At 44.5% G+C, this 19491-nt stretch carries 15 protein-coding genes; 7 read left to right on the forward strand and 8 right to left on the reverse strand.

What is annotated here, in order from left to right; genetic code table 11:
* Nucleotides 1-63: 63 nt before the first annotated feature.
* Nucleotides 64-5067, forward strand: a complete 5004-nt coding sequence (locus ACZ5V1_RS02765; RefSeq protein ID WP_464390497.1) for a response regulator — start codon at nucleotides 64-66, stop codon at nucleotides 5065-5067.
* A gap of 145 nt (nucleotides 5068-5212) precedes the next feature.
* On the forward strand, nucleotides 5213-6286 hold the full coding sequence (locus ACZ5V1_RS02770) for an HD domain-containing phosphohydrolase (RefSeq protein WP_464390498.1): 1074 nt from the start codon (nucleotides 5213-5215) through the stop codon (nucleotides 6284-6286).
* A 267-nt stretch (nucleotides 6287-6553) separates the two neighbouring features.
* Here ACZ5V1_RS02770 and ACZ5V1_RS02775 read toward each other — a convergent pair whose 3' ends face one another.
* From ACZ5V1_RS02775 to coaE, 3 genes are all read right to left on the reverse strand, one after another.
* The gene (locus tag ACZ5V1_RS02775) at nucleotides 6554-7204 is read right to left on the reverse strand and encodes a potassium channel family protein (RefSeq protein WP_464390499.1); all 651 of its coding nucleotides are present in this window, start codon (nucleotides 7202-7204) and stop codon (nucleotides 6554-6556) included.
* Nucleotides 7205-7216: 12 nt separating this feature from the next.
* Entirely contained in the window at nucleotides 7217-8545 is a 1329-nt protein-coding gene (locus ACZ5V1_RS02780) for a TrkH family potassium uptake protein (protein WP_464390500.1), read from the reverse strand.
* Between the two features lie 80 nt (nucleotides 8546-8625).
* Nucleotides 8626-10227, reverse strand: a complete 1602-nt coding sequence (gene coaE, locus ACZ5V1_RS02785) for a dephospho-CoA kinase (RefSeq protein ID WP_464390501.1) — start codon at nucleotides 10225-10227, stop codon at nucleotides 8626-8628.
* Nucleotides 10228-10348: 121 nt separating this feature from the next.
* On the opposite strand from coaE, the gene upp reads away from it, so the two are divergent.
* Together upp and ACZ5V1_RS02795 are read left to right on the forward strand one after the other, a co-directional pair.
* Nucleotides 10349-10975: a uracil phosphoribosyltransferase gene (gene upp, locus ACZ5V1_RS02790; RefSeq protein WP_160717589.1), complete on the forward strand. Its 627-nt coding sequence runs from the start codon at nucleotides 10349-10351 to the stop codon at nucleotides 10973-10975.
* 191 nt (nucleotides 10976-11166) lie between these two features.
* On the forward strand, nucleotides 11167-12408 hold the full coding sequence (locus ACZ5V1_RS02795; protein WP_464390502.1) for a uracil-xanthine permease family protein: 1242 nt from the start codon (nucleotides 11167-11169) through the stop codon (nucleotides 12406-12408).
* Nucleotides 12409-12466: 58 nt separating this feature from the next.
* On the opposite strand, the gene ACZ5V1_RS02800 is transcribed toward ACZ5V1_RS02795, so the two are convergent.
* The 4 genes from ACZ5V1_RS02800 to ACZ5V1_RS02815 all read right to left on the reverse strand — a co-directional run bounded on the left by ACZ5V1_RS02800 (nucleotide 12467) and on the right by ACZ5V1_RS02815 (nucleotide 15677).
* Entirely contained in the window at nucleotides 12467-12970 is a 504-nt protein-coding gene (locus ACZ5V1_RS02800; protein WP_464390503.1) for an FxsA family protein, read from the reverse strand.
* Between the two features lie 254 nt (nucleotides 12971-13224).
* Nucleotides 13225-13887, reverse strand: a complete 663-nt coding sequence (gene cmk, locus ACZ5V1_RS02805; protein ID WP_464390504.1) for a (d)CMP kinase — start codon at nucleotides 13885-13887, stop codon at nucleotides 13225-13227.
* Nucleotides 13877-14998, reverse strand: coding sequence for a histidinol-phosphate transaminase (gene hisC, locus ACZ5V1_RS02810; RefSeq protein ID WP_464390505.1), 1122 nt, complete (start codon nucleotides 14996-14998; stop codon nucleotides 13877-13879). The genes cmk and hisC overlap by 11 nt, the downstream gene beginning before the upstream one ends.
* A 229-nt stretch (nucleotides 14999-15227) precedes the next feature.
* Nucleotides 15228-15677 carry a universal stress protein gene (locus ACZ5V1_RS02815; RefSeq protein ID WP_160717579.1) on the reverse strand — a complete coding sequence of 150 codons (450 nt, stop codon included), beginning with the start codon at nucleotides 15675-15677 and terminating at the stop codon, nucleotides 15228-15230.
* Between the two features lie 267 nt (nucleotides 15678-15944).
* Between ACZ5V1_RS02815 and ACZ5V1_RS02820 the strand changes: the two genes are divergently transcribed.
* The gene (locus ACZ5V1_RS02820; protein WP_160717577.1) at nucleotides 15945-16427 is read left to right on the forward strand and encodes a hypothetical protein; all 483 of its coding nucleotides are present in this window, start codon (nucleotides 15945-15947) and stop codon (nucleotides 16425-16427) included.
* 155 nt (nucleotides 16428-16582) lie between these two features.
* On the opposite strand, the gene ACZ5V1_RS02825 is transcribed toward ACZ5V1_RS02820, so the two are convergent.
* Nucleotides 16583-17071 carry a CinA family protein gene (locus ACZ5V1_RS02825; protein ID WP_464390506.1) on the reverse strand — a complete coding sequence of 163 codons (489 nt, stop codon included), beginning with the start codon at nucleotides 17069-17071 and terminating at the stop codon, nucleotides 16583-16585.
* A gap of 110 nt (nucleotides 17072-17181) precedes the next feature.
* On the opposite strand from ACZ5V1_RS02825, the gene ACZ5V1_RS02830 reads away from it, so the two are divergent.
* Together ACZ5V1_RS02830 and ACZ5V1_RS02835 are read left to right on the forward strand one after the other, a co-directional pair.
* The gene (locus ACZ5V1_RS02830; protein ID WP_464390507.1) at nucleotides 17182-17976 is read left to right on the forward strand and encodes a hypothetical protein; all 795 of its coding nucleotides are present in this window, start codon (nucleotides 17182-17184) and stop codon (nucleotides 17974-17976) included.
* Between the two features lie 196 nt (nucleotides 17977-18172).
* On the forward strand, nucleotides 18173-19333 hold the full coding sequence (locus ACZ5V1_RS02835; RefSeq protein ID WP_464390508.1) for a cytidine deaminase: 1161 nt from the start codon (nucleotides 18173-18175) through the stop codon (nucleotides 19331-19333).
* The last annotated feature ends 158 nt before the right edge of the window (nucleotides 19334-19491 follow it).

A 19491-nucleotide genomic window follows, 5' to 3' on the forward strand; every position in this document is an offset into this window, starting at 1 on the left:
CGGAATGCTCAGAATTAGTACAATGACGAGCGTGCGGGGCGGAACCCGGGGGTGGAGATAGCGGTGAAAAAATATTTTGAATATGCTCTGACTTGTGTTGTTGCGTTACTCATATTTGTTGCGTTTGTGCCTATGGCAGAAGCGCAGATTGATGACGCATATGCTAGATCTACGCAGAGCGGTTCTGAGCTTGCGAGTGAGCTGTCTCATTTAAGTGCAGTCTTTTTGTACAACCTTGATGTGAGACAACTTGAGGGAACACTTTCCGTTATCATTAAAAGGACACCATACATAAAAGCGTTGCGAGTGGTGGATACCATTACTGGTGAGCCGTTTTTTACTTACTATAGATCCCGTCGCGAGCATGTTTTTAATGAAAAAATCCCTCTTATTGCTGAGCAGTTTCCAAAATATACATCATCCATCATTTATGAAGATAGTACGATAGGCAGGCTGGAACTTTTTTATCAGGACCCTTCACTCGGAACCAGTAAAGACAGAAGTGTGTGGCTTACTGAGATAGAGAGCCAATGGTTGGAAAAGAATCCTGTGGTTCGTGTCGGAATCGAACAGTGGCCGCCATTTAATTATGTTGTGCCCGGTGAAGGACCTAGAGGGATTGTTGTCGATCTCATAGCTAAAATGTCCGAGCGGGCTCCCGTGCGCTTTGAATACGTCCTCGGAACATTTTCTGAACTGATGGAAAAGTTTAAACAGGGTGAACTCGATCTGCTTCCTAATGTCTACTATCATCCTTCACGTGAGACTTTTGGAGATTTTTCAACGCAGTTTATGAGCGTGCGGGACTTTTTGTTTGTCCGGCAGGATGACTACTCCATAAAGAAGATGAGTGATCTGCGTGGGAAACGGGTTGCCATAGTCAAAGGATATCTAACAGCAGACCTGCTTCCTAGAAGATTCCCGGGTATCGAAGTCGTTTCAACTCCGGCTTTGGTAGATTCAATTGCCGCGCTGTTAAATAACGAAGTTGATGCGTTGTTGGATGCACATATGGCGGTTCTTTATGCACAAAAAGAGAACAGTCTTTCAGGCATTAAAGCTGTCCCGCAGGACGCATTCCCATCTCAGTCACTGCATTTTATTACGGCCAAAGATGAGCCGTATCTACATTCTATTATTGAAAAAACATTAAATTCTGTAAGCGAAGCGGACAAAGACGAAATAACAAAGCGATATGTTCTTGCCCGTAATACTGCAGCGCAGAGCCTGCCGAGTGAGAACACTTTTGAAAGAGATGTGGCGCTATTGTTTTTGCTGTTTTTTGCGCTGCTGTGTTCTCTCTTTTTAATTGTCCGTGCACTAAATAAAAAATCAAAATATAGTGAAGGGCTTGCGTTTGGCTCGATTAATTTTGCGCGACTGCTGTTAATTGCAATCGCGCTGTTTGTATTGTTCTGTTCTGGGACGTCATGGTTTATTTTAACAGAGAGCCGGAAGGATATTCTTCAAAAAGAGCAGCAATCGCTTGTTGAAAGACTTGAATCAACAGAATCTCGTTTGTTGCGCATGATTGATATGCACTCTCGTATTCTTCAATACATGGTAGGCAGAGGTATGTTTTTTACGCTTGTCGATCAGGTTGCATCGATGTCGGGTAATAGAGATACTTTTGAGTATATACGTATATTGCAATCACTGGAGAGTTACTGGGAGCAGTATAGTGTTCTCGCCGGCGAACAGTCCCGCATTCTGTTATCAGTACAGGGTGAGGTTATTGTCGGTGACAAAAACGATAAGGGCGCCAATATTGCAAAACGGCATCCTCGATTGTTCCGAAAAGCTCTTGCAGGGCAAACTGTTTTTGTACCGCCATGCTATCATGCGGGAGCTTCAAAAGGTGGGCAGCAATGCGGTATGTATTTGCTTATGCCTGTTGTAAATTCCTCCCGTAAGTCTGTTGCGGTTGTGGCGGCTCAGCTTGATGTGAATGAACATTTCTATCTTTCTATTAACGACAGTACAGCGGAGCAGCATGGAGAAATTTTTGCTGTGAACCAGTTTGGTGAAGTTTTGTACGACACCTGCATACAGGGGCTTTCTGTTAATAACAAAAGCCATATTCAAGGACACCTTAGCGCCTTTGCGGGAATAGATGTTCCATTTAACGTCGATACAAAAGGAAGCACTCAAGCACATCGGGGCATGCGTTTAGTTGAGTACCAGAGCCCTCAAGAAGAAAATGTGTATGGTCTTGCTCGCTGGATTCCCGGATTAAATATCGGGTTGGTCGCTGAGAGCAAAGTAACGGGAGTATTAGAGCAGTACACGCGGTTTAAATATAGCGTTATTGCCATTATGTTCCTTATGCTTTCGTTCACAATTCCATCTATTCTTTTCACGCTTAGCCTTGGCAGAAAGGCAAATAAAAGCCTGCTCCAGTCAAAAGAAGAGTTGAAGCATAAAGTTTTAGAGCGAACCCAGGAATTACAAGAGCTTGAAAAGCAATGGCGTCTGATCCTGACATCCGTAGGGCAGGGGCTTCTTGGATTGAATAGTGATGGGGAAGTAATTTTTGCGAATGATGCAGCATTGTTTAATCTTGGATACTCTGATGATGAAATTATCGGGAAGAAGATTCTTGAGCAGATTTTGTTTACCTCAGATGAAGGCGAGGAGCCAAGTACTACACGATCTTGTATTTATGATGCGCTACATTCCGGACAGACAAGTACGAATCGTAATGAATTTTTTCAGGCGAAATCAGGACATATTTTCCCTGTCGAGTACACATGTCGTTCTATTATTAATGAAGAAGAAATTCAGGGCTGCGTAATTGTATTTACTGATATTACGCAGCGTAAACGGATGGAACAGGAGCTTGAGTCAGCTCGAATAACTGCTGAAGAGGCATCCAACGCAAAGAGTGAATTTTTGGCAAATATGAGTCATGAAATTCGCACTCCGATGAATGCAATTCTTGGTATGTCCCATCTGGCTTTGCAGTCAGAACTCAACAGGCGGCAGCGTAACTTTATCGAAAAAGTACATAGAGCTGCGTATTCCTTGCTGGGTATCATTAACGACATTCTAGATTTCTCTAAAATCGAAGCAGGCAAATTACAGATAGAATCTGTGCCATTCTACCTTGATGACGTCATGCAGGATGTTGCGGGCGTTGTAGGGCTGAGGGCAGAAGAAAAAGGGCTGGAATTACTCTTTAGAATTTGTCCTGAAGTGCCGTCAAAGCTTATTGGTGATCCCTTGCGGCTGACGCAGGTGTTGATCAACCTTGGCAATAATGCAGTGAAATTTACCGATGAAGGTGAAGTTGTTGTCACAGTTGATGTGGAAGTTGTGGCAGAAAACAACATTACGCTTCTATTTTCTGTCCAGGATACTGGCATCGGCATGAAGCGTGAACAGATCTACAAGTTGTTCAAATCTTTTTCTCAGGCGGATACTTCAACAACCCGTAGATATGGCGGCACCGGTCTGGGGCTTGTAATCTCGCGTAGTCTTGCTCAGCTTATGGGTGGAGAAATTTGGGTTGAGAGTGAATACGGAAGTGGAACCACGTTTTCCTTTAATGTTTGCCTCACTGTTGACGTAGAGAGTGAGGGGCAGGCTTCTGTTGCCTTGTCTAACGGTGCACGGGTGCTTGTTGTAGATGACAGTAGAACTTCACGCGATATCCTCTGCTCGTTGTTAACTGAGCTGGGGTATGTAACGGATGCCGTTGATTGCGGTATTGATGCTGTGAAAATGGTTAAAGAGTCTGTAAAGGCTGAGCAGTACGAGATGATTGTTCTCGATTGGCGTATGCCTGATATGGATGGCATCACGACAGCAAGTTTAATCAAAGAACAGTATGGTTCGGAAAATTGCCCAGATTTAATTATGGTTACTGCATTTGGTCGTGAGGCTGCCACTGACGCTGCGGAACAAGGCATTATTGATGCTTGTGTGATAAAACCGCTTACCAAGAATTCACTGTTGCAGGTTCTTTCTTCCGTTAAAGGAACCTTTAACGCGACAGAGAAGCGAAACAACGGGCGGAAAAATGCTGTCGACAGTGCATTGCAGCAACTTGCAGGCGCCGTTATGTTGCTGGTTGAAGATAATGAGGTAAACCAAGAGCTTGCTGTGGAATTGCTTGAGTCGAACGGTATGATTGTTTCTGTAGCAACAAACGGGCAAGAAGCTTTGGATATTCTTGAAGAGAAAAAATTTGACGGTGTGCTGATGGATTGTCAGATGCCGGTTATGGATGGATATGAAGCAACCCGCAGATTGCGTGAAGATGCACGTTTTGCTGGGTTGCCAATCATTGCTATGACAGCAAATGCAATGGTGGGAGATAGGGAAAAAGTTATTGAAGTCGGTATGAATGATCATATTGCAAAGCCATTGGAACTACTTGATATGTTCTCAAAAATGGCTCGCTGGATCACTCCCTCCACTGGTGTAGAACTGAATGCACAGGATGCAGACAGCGGTGATATGCTGCCGAACATTACCGGTGTAGATTTTGAAAAAGGGTTGTCTACTTGCCAGCAGAATAAAAACTTGTTGCGGCGGCTGCTTGTACGCTTTGCAGAAACGCAGGCAGATTTTTGCATATTGATGAACGATGCGTTGCAGAAAGATGATATTGAAACAGCAAGCAGGTATGCGCACACTCTTAAAGGGGTGGCAGGCAACATCGGAGCAACAAAGATTCAGGAACTCGCTGCAGAGCTTGATGCAAATATTACTGCGGAGAATGGTAGTGCTATGCAGCGTCAGCTCATAAATGCACTTGATGGAGCATTGGCTGTTACCGTGAATGATATCCGAAATAAACTTGTGCTTGCGCCAGTGATTTCTAATATTCAACTTTCAAAAGAGATATTAGGTGACGAGCTGCTGCAATTACGTGCGCTGCTGGATGATGATGATACAGAGGCTGTGGATTTGATAGAAGAGATTCAGCGTCATATGGGTGGTGCTCCAAATTTACAGAACCTTGTTCGTAACATGTCTGAATTAGTACGTGATTATGATTTTGAGAATGCACTAGTCTTATTGGAAGAGCTTGAGACAGGTGTACAGAAGCTTTCTGCATAATAAATTGTTTTAGTATGTAAAATTGCAGTGATAAATAAGTTTTTCTTGAAATGAAGACAAATTTATATATCAATCGCATTTGTAGATAGAGAGTTGGCTACGTAGTGGGTATGTTGACAGTATATAGGCATGGGGGGCTAGTCCTGTGAATAGAGACAAATTAACAGTTCTGGTGGTCGATGACGCACCGGAAAATATTGAGATACTGCGGACTATCCTACAACCGCAGTATAAAGTTAAAGCTGCCCGAACAGGTGAAAAAGCACTTAAAATTGCACGGAACAATCCGTCGCCTGACATGATTCTGCTCGATGTCGTCATGCCGGTGATGGATGGGTATGAAGTGTGCCGCCGTTTAAAAGCTGATCCGGCAACGGCAGAAATACCGATAATCTTTATTACTGCAAAAAATTCAGCGGATAATGAAACGCAGGGCTTTGAGTTGGGGGCTGTGGACTACATCGCAAAACCTGTTTTGCCTGCCATTGTTAAAGCTCGTGTAAGCACTCAGTTGGCTTTGCGAGATCAAACGCATCATTTGGAAGAGCTTGTTTTGCAGCGGACAATGGAGTTGCAGAACACCCATTTGGAGCTTATTCGCTGTTTGGGGCAGGCTGCTGAATACAAAGATAACGAGACGGGGTTGCATGTTATCAGAATGAGCCATTATGCCCGTATCATAGCTCAACAGCTTGATGCAGGTGATGAATGGGTTCAGTTGGTATTTCAGGCGGCTCCGATGCATGACGTTGGAAAAATTGGTATTCCTGACTCTATCTTAAGTAAGCCTGGTAAACTTACTGAAGAAGAATGGCAAACGATGCGAAAGCATCCGGAATATGGCGCTGAAATTATAGGTGACCACTCATCGTTATTGCTGTCCATGGCTCGTGAAATTGCGTTGACGCATCATGAAAAATGGGATGGAACCGGTTACCCGTACAACCTGTCCGGCGATGACATTCCTCTTTCAGGTAGAGTAGTAGCCATTGCCGATGTGTTTGACGCACTGACATCAGAGCGACCGTACAAACATGCATGGGCTGTGGAAGATGCTGTTGCGCTTATTCAAGAAAATGCAGGGAAACATTTTGATCCTAAACTTGTTGCTGTTTTCTTGAAAGAATTGCCGGCAGTGCTCGAGATTAAAAATAAATATGCAGAAAATGCAGCAGATGTGTCAGAGCATCTACACAGTGTTTTCGGTGTTTGTGTGTAAATTTTATTTTATTATTAGATAGACGTTCCTTGCGGTGCGGACTTTCTAGTAAACGATTGTTTTTGGCTACCTAGTTGGAATTAACGGGGCTTACTCACTTGCAAAGATGCTTGGAGCTGTTGTTTGCTATAACTAAGCATTTAAGCTTTCCGACATAGTCGTGGGGGCATAAGCCCTTTTTCAGGCAGGCGATTGTTTATAAAAAAAGGGTGGAGTTTAATACTCCACCCTTTTTGCGTGTAATTATTGTGCGTTGCGGCGGGGTGCTTACGATTCAAGTTCCAGGAGATCGGATTCTTTACCGATGGCAACGAGGATGTCTCCCTCTTCCAGTGTTCTGTCCGCAGGCGGAACAAATTCATATTCCTTATCGCCTTTCTTTTTGGTGGCAACAACCATGACGCCGAAACTTGTCAGCCCGAGATCTATGAGGCTTTTTCCCACCCAGTTATGAACTTCCAGTTCCTGTAGCAAAATATTGCCGCCAAGCGGGAGTAAGTCCAGCATTCCCGGATTTGCTATGCGGTGTGCAAATTGGCTTGCTGCATCGCGTTCCGGCTGAATTACAGTTTTTACCCCGAGTCTGCGCAAAACAATCGCATGTTCATGACTGATGGCTTTTACAGCTAGTTTTTTCACACCCATTTCTTGTAGATTCAGAACAATCAGAATGGATGTCTCCATGGACTTGCCAACGCTGACAACTACTTTGTCTAAATCCATAAAACGAAGCTGTTTGAGTACGACATCGTCGGTGGCGTCTGCCTGATATGTCTGTGAAAGAAATTCTTCTGCTTTCTTGGTGGCGTTGGAGGAGCCGTCCACGCCAATAACTGTGTGTCCGAGGTCGGATAAAGATTCAGCAAGTGCACTGCCAAATTTTCCGAGTCCAATAATTCCGACTTCCATTTTTTTCATATGTATATGCTCCTAGCCGATTGGAAGGTCTGTTTCCGGTACTTTGTACCGTACATTTGAATGAAATTGCTGTAATATTGTCAGCAGCCAGATGGGGCCGATACGGCCAATAAACATAAGGGCGATGATGATGCACTTACCGGCTGTGGTAAGTTTGGCGGTTAAGCCCATGCTGAGGCCAACTGTGCCGAATGCTGAAACAACTTCGAAAAATATTTCTAAAAATTGTCCGCGTAACTGTGTATGAGAATTGTTGCCGCCTTCCGTCAGGTTGAGTGCCACAGTGGCAAAACCAACGATAAGAGTGGCGATAAAAACAAGCGTAACAACTTTGTTGATGGTCTTTGAGTCTAGTGCCTTGTTGCCGATGACAACTTGTTCACGCCCTCGAACCTGCGCCAGCATAAATGCTCCGAGTGCGCGGAATGTGGTTACTTTAATCCCGCCAGCGCACGACCCCGGCGCTCCTCCGATAATCATTAAGAAAATCATGAACAGGAGATACAGGTTGGTCATTTCTCCCATGTTTACTGTGTTGAATCCGGCAGTACGAGCCGTTACAGACTGAAACAGGGATGTAAGTAGATTGGTTGTTAACGGTGCGTCGTTAGGGGAGGATATGCGCGAAATGAAAAGCACAACTGCTCCGCCAATAATAAGCATTGCAGATGTTGAAAGAATTATTTTAGTAACAAACGATATTTTTCCCTTCCTACCTTGCCGGAACCATAGATGAAGTTCATCAAGCACAGAAAAGCCCAATCCACCGAGAATGATGAGCAGCATAATGGTGAAGTTGACCCCTGTGTTGGTGACCATACTCATCATATTATCTGGAAAAAGGGAAAACCCTGCATTGCAGAAAGCGGATACCGCATGAAAGATTGCTGAAAACACCGTAAATCGATCATCACCGAAGAAATAAAGCAGAATTGCACCGATAATTTCTATGGTAAATGTCATGGAGGCGAGGCGCAGTAAAAAGCGGCCTAAGTCGAATGATGTGTTGTGGAGAAGAGCCTGCCCGACGGCAAGCCTGTCTGTGAGGGTAACTCGTCTCCTCACTAGATACAGAGCAAGACTTGAGTATGTCATAATACCAAGTCCGCCGAGCTGAATAAGGGCAAGCAATGTAGTTTGCCCTCCCTCTGTCAGCGATGTAGCAGGGTCGAGAACCGTAAGTCCTGTGACGCATACCGCAGATGTTGCGGTGAAAAGTGCGTCTATCCAACTCATAGTGCCTGTAGATGAAAAATCGTACAGTAGCATAGCACCAACAAGTATTGTTGTACTAAAGGCTGCTACAGGAAGCACAAAAGGAAGTAACGTCTTTTTAGCCATGAGGGTGCAATACGCCTACATGTTGTTGTGTGCAAGAGGCTTTAGAAGCCTCTTGCACTATTTTTATTGTCTGAGAATAACTAGTTGCTCCACAGAACAGTGATTGCATCGATTGTCTGTTGCAGTTTTTTCGTACGCACACGCATAATGGCGTCGATAAATTTGTCTACAGACTGATTGAGTGCTTCAAGCGAGCCGTTGTTCTCAAGAATAATGTGACACGCTTTCATCTTATCATCTTCTGTCCATTGCCACGAGTCCATGGTTGCGATGAGATCTTCATCCCAGCCTCGAACATTTTGCAATCGGCTTTGACGAGATTCTTTGTCGCATCGAACACCGGCAATAATGTCTACATCCCGATCCCAGTGTGATTCATGAAGCAGTGGGATTTCAGCAACTGCAAACGGATCTGCAGCGTGCTCCTGCCAGAACCGCATGAGATCGTGCAAGATCAATGGATGAACAAGCTGCTGTACTTCGTTACGGCTGGATTTTTTCTCCTGCATACGTGCGAACAGTACCTTACGGTTTACAGGGCCTTCATCAGGGGACACCTCGGTGCCGAAACGTCCGCGGAGTACATACCAGCCGTCTGCGCCGTTTTCATACAGTTTATTAACGATTGAATCTGCGCTCCATGTGGCAATGCCTTTTTCTGCAAGGGCAGAAAGAACAACGGATTTACCACATCCCGGCATACCGGTAAGAGCAACTCGCTGTACAGAAAGTGTGAGGCGTTCGATAAGCTCAATAAAGTCCTGCGGAGGCTGGCAGGTGAATGACATGGTTTCTTTAGTTGTCGGCTGCTCGAAATCAAGTTTCCATGCATGAAGCATCTGGCGGGAGGCGTAAGGGGCCAGTGGGGAATTGTCTTTAACACCACCACCGTACAGTGTGTCTCCCCAGATCGGGTAGCCGATGTGGCTCATGTGCACACGAATCTGATGTGTTCTGCCTGTGAAAATTTTAACGGCAACAAGCGAAAATTTGCCTTTCGGGTCGGAGTATAGTGTACGGTACGATGAATGTGCTTCTTTGGATTCCGGTACAACAGCCATACGAACTTTCATTTTAGGATCACGGCCGATTGGTTCCATGATCTCGCCGGATTCAGGCGGAGTACCGTGCACGAGGGCAAGGTATTCTTTAGAAATAATACGTTCGGCAAATGCATCAGAAAGGGTAAGGCGGGTCTTTTCATTGAGTGCAACAATGAGAAGACCGGAAGTATCTTTGTCGATTCGATGCACGATGCCCGGGCGAAGTCCTTCCATTTGTGTGATTTGTGGAACGGAGTGTGCCAAGCGATGTACAAGAGTTCCTTCAGGACAACTCGGGCATGGGTGAACAGTAAGACCAGCTTCTTTGTTAATGACAATAATATCATTATCGCGGTGCAAAATTTCAACATCACCTTCTTCAGGATTGATGTCGTTTTGCACTTGGGGGATAGTAACGATGATTTTCATGCCGGTAAAAATTTTATTTTTGGGTTTTGTACACTTTTCGTCGTTAACAGTCACAAAACCATCTTTAATGAGTTTTTTAATTTTTTCTCTGCTAATAGACTCATTTTTAAGGATATCGCCAAGGTACTTGTCTAGTCTGACGCCATCAATAAGTGCAGGGACACGGTGCTTGATTTTGGAAAAATCACTGTATTCTTCGGGTGTTGTCATAATATTTCTTGCTTGTTGTTTTTGTTTCTTGACCGCTGGCGTTTATTTGGAGTATATACCATTCGTTTAGGCGCGGTCTTTTTAGACCGCTTTTTTCAAGTAATCGCCCAAGGAGGCCGATGTGGCTGTTTACGTGGTTGACCATCCGCTGGTCAAACATAAACTCGGAAGAATTCGCGAAGCAGATATTTCTGTTGCTGAATTCCGTGCACTTTCCAATGAAATTTGTCGTCTTCTCACCTACGAAGCAACCAAAAATCTCGAAACAGAGAAATGTACCGTCGAAGGATGGGCTGGTTCTGTAGAAGTAGACCAGATTAAAGGAAAGAAAGCTACCGTAGTTCCAATTCTCCGCGCTGGCATTGGTATGCTGGACGGTCTTATGGATATGATTCCAGGCGTTAAAGTTAGCGTCGTTGGTATGTTCCGTAATGAAGAAACTCTTGAGCCTGAAGAATACTACGTTAAGCTCGCAAAAAACATTGATGAGCGTACCGCGATTATTCTGGATCCTATGCTTGCAACCGGTGGTACACTTATCGCGACCATCGACTTGCTTAAAAAAGCTGGATGCAAAAAAATCATCGGTCTGTTCCTCGTTGCAGCACCAGAAGGTGTTGAACGTGTTGTTGCAGCGCATCCTGACGTAGATATTTACACTGCATCTGTGGATGAAAGACTCAATGAGCATGGATATATTTTACCAGGTCTCGGTGACGCTGGTGATAAGATTTTCGGAACCAAATAGCGTTTCGATCCGTTTTTGAACGGGAAGAGCATTTGACCCCTGTTCCAGCTTTTTTTAAAGCTGTGGACTCGGGGGAAGGGTGCTCTTTTTTTGGGCGGTCAGGATATGGTTTAGTGCAGATATAGTGTTTTATATCAGTGTGTTGCGCTATTTTATTGAGAATTGAGTTACAAAAACTCACAGTAGGAGGAATGGTGTCAAACATAAATACGGAATATTCTTTTAGGCTTAAAGACTGCTTGCTCGGTGCGCAGATGCTGTTTGTTGCATTTGGTGCGCTTGTTCTTGTTCCACTGCTTACAGGGCTTAACCCTAACGTGGCGTTCTTTACTGCCGGTGTCGGAACCTTGTTGTTCCAGCTTGTTACAAAACGTTCTGTACCAATCTTTCTTGCATCTTCTTTCGCGTTTATCGCCCCAATTATTTATGGCGTACAGACTTGGGGTATTCCGTCAACCATGTGTGGCCTTGCTGCTTCAGGCTTTCTGTACATGGGACTTTCTGTACTTATTAAAGTTCAGGGACCACAAATTCTTGAGCGCGTATTACCTACCATCGTAACCGGTCCGGTTGTTATGGTTATCGGCCTTATGCTTGCTCCTGTTGCTGTGTTTAACGCACTGGGCAAAACTGGTGATGGTGCTATTCAGCTTATCCCTGAACCAACAGCACTCATTATCTCCATGTCAGCCCTTGGAACAACTATTCTTGTTTCCCTTTGCGGTAAGGGAATGCTTAAACTGATTCCAATTCTGTGCGGTATTGTTGTAGGCTACGCATTAAGCCTCTTCTACGGTATTGTAGATTTTACTCCGATTGTAAATGCTCCTTGGTTTGCAGTTCCTAGCTTTGTAACTCCTGAATGGAACTGGGAAGCAATTCTTTTCATCGTTCCAGTTGCTATTGCTCCTGCAATTGAACATGTGGGTGACGTTCTTGCTATCGGCGCTGTTACCGGTAAAAACTACATTAAAAAACCGGGTATCCACCGCACCATGCTTGGTGACGGTATTGCAACTACCTTTGCTTCTATGCTTGGCGGACCTCCTAACACCACATACTCTGAAGTAACCGGTGCAGTTGCTCTTACAAAATCTTTCAACCCGGGCATCATGACATGGGCTTCAATTATTGCCATTTGTCTGGCGTTCGTTGGTAAACTCGGTGCGGTTCTCGCAACAATTCCGGTTCCTGTAATGGGTGGTATCCTTGTACTGCTCTTCGGTACCATCGTAGTTGTTGGTATGAACTCCCTCGTTCGTGCGGGTCAGGATCTTATGGAACCTCGCAACCTCGCAATTATGGCTGTAATTCTTGTATTCGGTGTTGGCGGCATGGCTTTCAGCGCTGGAGCATTCAGTCTCAAAGGTATCGGTCTTGCCGGTATCATCGGTATTGTTCTGAACCTCATTCTACCGAAACATCGCGCATAGCCTGACATACCGTCCAATTAAGGCTAAAGCCCCTGTCGCATATGCGGCAGGGGCTTTTTTATTCAAATTTCCGAAGAATTCTTTTTTGTAGAAAAATTGCGATGACCGTTGTTATCGGGGGAAGCAGGATAATTATCCCTATGATGCTGAACATGATCCCTGGAAGAAGAAACAGCATGGCGGCAAGTGTGATAAGTGCTGAACGGTATGCCGTAACCGGTGGAAGGAGTCCTATTTGAACATCCTCTAAACAGATGGTTATCCAGTCTGCTCCGTTTACTTTAAGGATGACTAATCCAAGGAGGTTGGTAGCAATGGTAATAACAAACAGCACGACTTGAGGGTGCATAGGGGTAATGAGTTTGTGTTCCAAAGGGTTGAGTATGGAAAATATAATAAACAGGGCTAGGTAGTGCCGCATTTTTTCCGGATAAATGGCTTGTAATGCACGTAGTAGAGAGGCACATGTTTCCAGTCGTTCTACCTGCCGGATCTTAGATTCATCGATCTCGTGTTCGTCCAGCAGAAAACGCAATTCTGCTTCTGTAATAGTGGGCTTCATAATATATCGTGTGGTGGTTAGTTCAAAAAAAGTAGAAAAAATTGCAGAAAAATGAGGAGAATGTAATAAGTTCAGAGATTGCACTATGCCATAAGTTTGTAAATATATGTGTGAAAAGATGTTATAGGCTCTAATGCAAACATATTGGATAGTTGGTGTGCTGTGTCAAGTGCTGTTACAGTAAAAAACCTCCACCGGAGGTGTCCGGCAGAGGCTTGAAAGTCTGTTATGGAATAGCTTGAATTGTTCTTATACTATTCAAAGTAATCCATGATTGCTGTAAATACACCTTCAATATCAAGTTCAGTTGTATCAATAATATTAGCATCTTTCGCTGCAATTAACGGTGCAATAGAACGAGTTCTGTCCTGCATGTCACGTTCTTTAATCTGCGTGATGATGAGGTCAAGATCTGCCGGTTTCCCCATTTCCTGCAACTGGTTAAAGCGACGTAAGCCGCGTTCTTCTGCCGTTGCATCAAGGAAGAACTTGTATCTGGCTGTAGGGAAAACAACAGAGCCCATGTCTCTGCCTTCTGCCACGAGAGAAGTCTGCGTGCTAATTTCACGCTGGACTCGTTTCAGGGCATCACGCACCACTGGAAGTTTTGCTACGGAAGAAGCCAAGGCGGCAACTTCTTCTGTACGAATTTCGTCACCGACAGGAGTGCCGTTGACGGAGAGTACAGATTTGAATCCAATGCCGGAGAGGGAGAAAGTATATTGTGCAATATGCGCTTCCAGTTCCTGTTCAGACATGGTTGGAGCAGCTTCTCCAAATTTCCAGCCAAAGATACGGAACATAGCTCCGGTATCGAGGTAGGCAATGGAAAGTTCCTGTGCAACGCGTTTGGCAAGGGTTGTCTTGCCGACACCGGCGGGACCGTCGAGTGTAACGACGCGCAGGTTATTCTGCATTAAGAATCTCCTTGAGAGCAGAAATAAGCACTTGGTTCTCATAGGCAGTGCCGATAGAAATACGCAAGTGTTTAGGTAGATTGTAGCCTTTTACAAGAGGACGAATAATGAGGCCACGCTTCAGCAGCTCTTCATTAAGATAGCTGCCGTCTTTTGGAGCTTCTACCATAATAAAGTTTGCGAGAGACGGGTAGACTTTAAAGTCTAACGCCTCTAACTCATGCGTAAGGTAGGTGCGACCTTCGCGTGTTACACGCAGGGTTTCTTCAATAAAAGGCGTATCATTCAGCGCGGCAATGCCTGCCTGTTCTGCTAATACGTTTACGTTGAAAGGTGCACGGATGCGGCGCAGGTATTCTGCAAGGCTAGGGTGCATAGCCCCGAAACCGAGACGAAGGCCGGCAAGACCGAAACATTTAGAGAATGTTCTTAGCACACATACGTTTTCGTATTGTGTAAAGCGAGGCAGCATGGAATAGCTGTCCAAATCTTCTGCAAAATCCATGTATGCTTCATCTACAACCAAAAGACAGTCCGCGGGCAGCTTTGAGTGGAGGGAAAGAATTTCCTCAACATTCGGTGCATAGCCGGAAGGATTGTCCGGTGTGGTGATAAATACAATGGATGTCTGATCATCAACCAGCTTAAGCAGGCTGTCCCAATCAAACGTAAAATCTTTATTTAATGGAGCCTGACGGAAATCGACACCGTTTAGGCATGAAAGAACCTGATACATGGAAAAACAAGGGTCAAAGGCAACAATGTTGTTTTTTCCCGGTGTTGCTTTAACACGAATGAGCATGTCGATGACTTCATCAGAGCCGTTTCCGGTTACGATGGTGTCTTCTGGGATATGAAAATGATGGGCAATTGCTTCGATGAGATGCGGGGTTCCAACCTGACCATAACGGAATGTGGATGCTGCATGAAGTTTGATGGCATCCTGAACACGCGGGGACGTTCCCAACGGGTTTTCGTTACTGGCGAGTTTGATGATGGATTCGAGACCGTATGCCTCTTTTACCTCGTCGATGGACTTTCCTGCCGTGTAGGGCGAAAAGCCTTTAACCTCAGCGCGAATTGCTTCACTTACACATACTTTTGAGCTCATGTATTGCCCCTTTCCCAATTTTTCTTCAATTTGCTTTTTGACATACCGTCTGTGGCTGTTTTGGCTATTATATAAGGTTATAGCACCAAAATCAGAGGCAGTAGTCGGTTGTTAGACAATAGTTGAGCAAGTTATGCATCAAAAAAATTATGCACAATAAAAAGGACGACCCAATATGGGTCGTCCTTTTGAATAGACTACTAAAATGTATATCGCAAGTGGCAGCGTGTTACTTGGTAAAATCTGGCCTTACTGTAAGGACCGGAATATCTGCTCCGCGAACAATTTTGGCAGCTACAGAACCAAACAGGATTCTGTCTATGCCGGTTCTGCCGTGTGTACCCATAATAATGAGGTCGGCTTTTGCATCGGCTGCAATTTCAAGAATTTCTTCAGCGGCAAAACCTGTAACAACTTTACCTGTGGTTTTTACACCGGAGAAGTGTTTTTCTAGGAAATTGTCCATACTTTTTTCTGCACCGGTAACAATTTCACCAACAAAGGATTCGATTGTATTCGGCGGGACGTGGAAACCTACATACTGGTTTAATGAAGGCGCTGCGTAAACAACGATCAGTTCAGCGTCAAATTTTTCAGCAAAAAGTCTTGCATATTCTGCGATATAGGTACTTTCGTCAGAAAAATCGACAGCCACAACAGCTTTTTTTATAGCAACCATACTACCTCCTCAAGGATAATGAGTATCTGTCTATAGCGGTTAACTGCTTTGTTTTATACACCATATACACACACTCTGTGAAGATAGACAAGGATAACGTTCTTATGTAGTTTGCAGAAGTTGTGCATTTTTTCCCGCAAATCATAGGCAGAAAATGCCGTGTGGTTCATGCCCGAAAAATGAAAATGTACTGTTTTCAAGGGTTCAGACGTTTTGGCAAGCTCTTTGCTACGTTAGGAGTAAATCCTAATCGCCGGGGATATTGTTATGAGAATAAATACGACAGATCAAATTACATCGATTGCTAAGCAGAATCAGGCAACCACAGCTCCTAAAAGAGCTGCCGATGGTTTCCATAACCTGCTTTCTCAGGAACTTGAGTTGCAGAGTAAATCTGCAACAGAGGCAATGTTGCCTCCCGGTACCCGCTCTATTGCGTTTGACCCGCGTCTGAACGCGGATCAGCAAGTCTCTCAGACTGCTGTTGATCCGAATAAGGTTGCAGATGAGTTAGAAGGCATTCTTGATCAGTGGGAAAAATATTCCACACAGATCAGTACCCAAGGCTCACCGGATCTTAAGGGCGCGTTTGGCACACTTAAAGAGCTTGCCTATAACCTTGCTACGCTCAAACAGACTGCACCGTCTCTTGAATCTGATTTTCCAGAGTTGGACACCGTGCGTAATGAGCTTGAGGTTATGACCGTGACTGAACAGTTTAAATTGAACCGCGGGGATTATCTCGCGTAATATTCAAGACGCCGCTGTCGTTTCTTAATGAGAGACTGAAGTGGTGTGCAAGGATGGATTGCAGCACAGCAGATCTCCTTGCAGTACTGAATAGAAAAAGAAAAGGCAGCCTGATGGCTGCCTTCTTTTGTATTCTAGAATGAAATTTATTTTTGCTAACGTTTTAGTTCATGCAGCAGCGTTGTAATTGCTGCCATAGCAGTCTGATAACGAACATCGGCTCTGCCGCCGCTGAATACGTGATGCAGAGCAAAGTGCTGCGTGCCTAGAGCAAATCCTATCCAGACTGTTCCAACCGGCTTATCTTCGGTGCCTCCGGTGGGGCCGGCAATACCTGTTACAGATATTGCTACCTGCAAATTCAAGGCTTCCTGAACTCCCCGTACCATTGCCAGTGCTGTTTGTTCGCTTACAGCTCCGTGTTTGACTAAGGTTTCATGTGGCACATGAAGGATGTTTTCTTTTACTTCATTTGCGTAGGAAACAATTGTTCCCCTAAACCAGTCGGATGAGCCGGAAACTTCGGTAAGCAGCATGGAAATAAGCCCGCCAGTGCATGATTCTGCCGTGCCGAGCATGTATTTATTTTGGCGAAGCAACTCACCGAGTTCTACAATTTGAGTGGATAATTCTGGAATATGCATATGATAACTCCCTGAATAACCGCTATCACTGCGCGAGAGGCATAGCAAGCAGTCCTTGCAAGAGGCTCTGCGTCCAATGTAGAATAGCATGAAGAACAGGAGGCGGAAACATGGCAGATTTTACTTCTATTTCGTTGGCCCTTCAAGGCGAGGTCATGGTCGACATTGCTAACGGTTTTTTCGGGGCGCGCAAAGCTATAGACGATGAATGTGAGCTTTTTGAATATATAGAAAGTGACATCCGACTCGCAGAGCAGCGTGCATTAAATACCTGTGCGCAGTTGAAAACGTTGTTGACTAGCGAAAAAGATTTGGAAGAATTGCTGCGTGCCATTGGTGTGCCTACAGATTTTTTGCGTCGTGTTGATTTTCCAGACCCATGGCTGAGCATGGAATTGCCTTTCGCCTTTACAACAGAAGGGCGTTATAAAAAATGTGTTCTGGAAACGTATGAGCGCATGTGCAATGCTTTTGAATATTTCCTGCACGGCATGACGTACGAAAAGAAAGGCACGATAGAAAAATACGGCAGAACCACAGGGTATTATCGGTACATGGAATGGTGTGAAGATCTGAATATACGCATTAAGAAGGTTAACCGAGATCGTTCACCATCGCAGGTGTTAAGTGTAGTACGCGGTATGGATGTGGAAAAAATGGCCAAGCAACGTGCGGTGGGAGCAGTTACCAGTAAAGCTGGGTGTATCCCAGGTGATGATCTGTGTATGTTGCTGGTGCCGTGCGAAGAGTTTGCTGAAATGGAGCTTCCAGAATTGCCGCCGCTTGATACAATCCTCCAGTCTGAAGATTCTGTCGCGATGCTTGTTAAGCGACATGCTTCAAAAGTGTATAAAAGAGATCGGGAAAAGATAAATTCTATACTCGAGATCTTGAAAAAGAATTAAAAATTACGCATTAAAAAGGCAGTGCAACAGTACTTGTGGCATTAACTACAGTTTTCGCTAGTTGTGTCGAAGAGTATTGTACGCTGCCTTTTTGTATTGCTCGCTGTATATGGCGAGTTAAGAACTGGCAGCAGTCATTTTGTTAGAGACGTTTACAGGCTTACCGAAAAGCATGTTTATTTTTCAGGAGATAGTAATGCGCTGTCGATTTTTAGCTGTGTTTATGGGCATTGCCCTGAGTGTATTTACCTTTGTTGTTGTGCCTAATGCATATGCAGAAGCGCCTGTTAAAGTTGTATATGGCTTTGACAGAGAGTTTCCGCCATTTTCTTTTGAAGAAGCAAAAGGGAAGGCTGTCGGATTCGATGTTGATCTGATCCGCGCAATTTTTAAAGGTCAAAACGTTAAGCTGGTAACACGCCCGCTCGTTTGGGATCATGTTTTAATGGAGCTTTCTTCCGGCGCAATTGATTTGACCACTGGTATGGCAAAAACAAAGCAGCGTAGCTTGCTCTTTACTTTTTCAGAGAAACCGACATTGCCGATGAAAATTCGTCTGTTTACCAAAACTCCAAATAGAGTCGGGAACATTACCTTGTTGCGCGGGCAGAAAGTGTCCGTAAAGCGTGGTTCATTCCAGCAGCGTGTTCTGGAGGATTTTGGTGGCATGAATGTGAAGTCGTTCGGAACTAAAGTGGATGCAATCCACGCACTTGGTCGTGACGAAGTGCAGGCATATTGTGGACCAGAGCAGACAGCATACTATTACTTGAATCGTTTTAAATACGGCAAGATTAGTGCTGTTGGTAGCCTTATGCGCATTACAGAATCTTTTGTTTCGGTTAACCGTGACAAAGGGCGTGTTCTGCAAATGGTGAACAAAGGATTCCAACGCGTTGTTGCAACGGGTGAATACGATAGAATTTACCGTAAGTGGTTTGTTCCGGAATTATACGAAGATGAGCTTAACCTGTTGTTTGAAGCCGCTTCAGAAGCCGCTGTGAATGCATATGCTCCATATTCAAAAGTTCCTGTAGGTGCAGCTGTGCTTACTCGTTCCGGTAAAACATATGTTGGTTGTAACGTTGAAACTGCCAAAGAAACTGTTTCTGCCATTAAAACTGCAATGCTTAAAGCGATTGCAGACGGCGAATACGATATCCGTGCAGTGGCAGCACTTGCTCCTGACGGATCAGTTATCGCCCCGACTGCTGAAGACAGACAGTTTTTGTTCGAGTTCGGACGCGGCATCCTTGCAGCAGTTGAACCGGATAGAGGTGATGTAAAAATGATTATGGTTTCCCAGTTGTTACCATATCCAATTTTGTCTGGTAACAGAGGGTTCACCTACGATTAACAGAATAGTTCGCCAAATATTTCTAGAAAAAAGCCGACAGATGTCGGCTTTTTTCTTTGTGTAATCAGAAGTTATCAAATTGTTTGAAGGAAAAGACTGTTTTTTTACCATAATGGTTAAAGTCGATACATAACTGCCGATAAGCAAAGTGTACTGCT

The organism is Halodesulfovibrio oceani subsp. galateae, assembly GCF_055397225.1.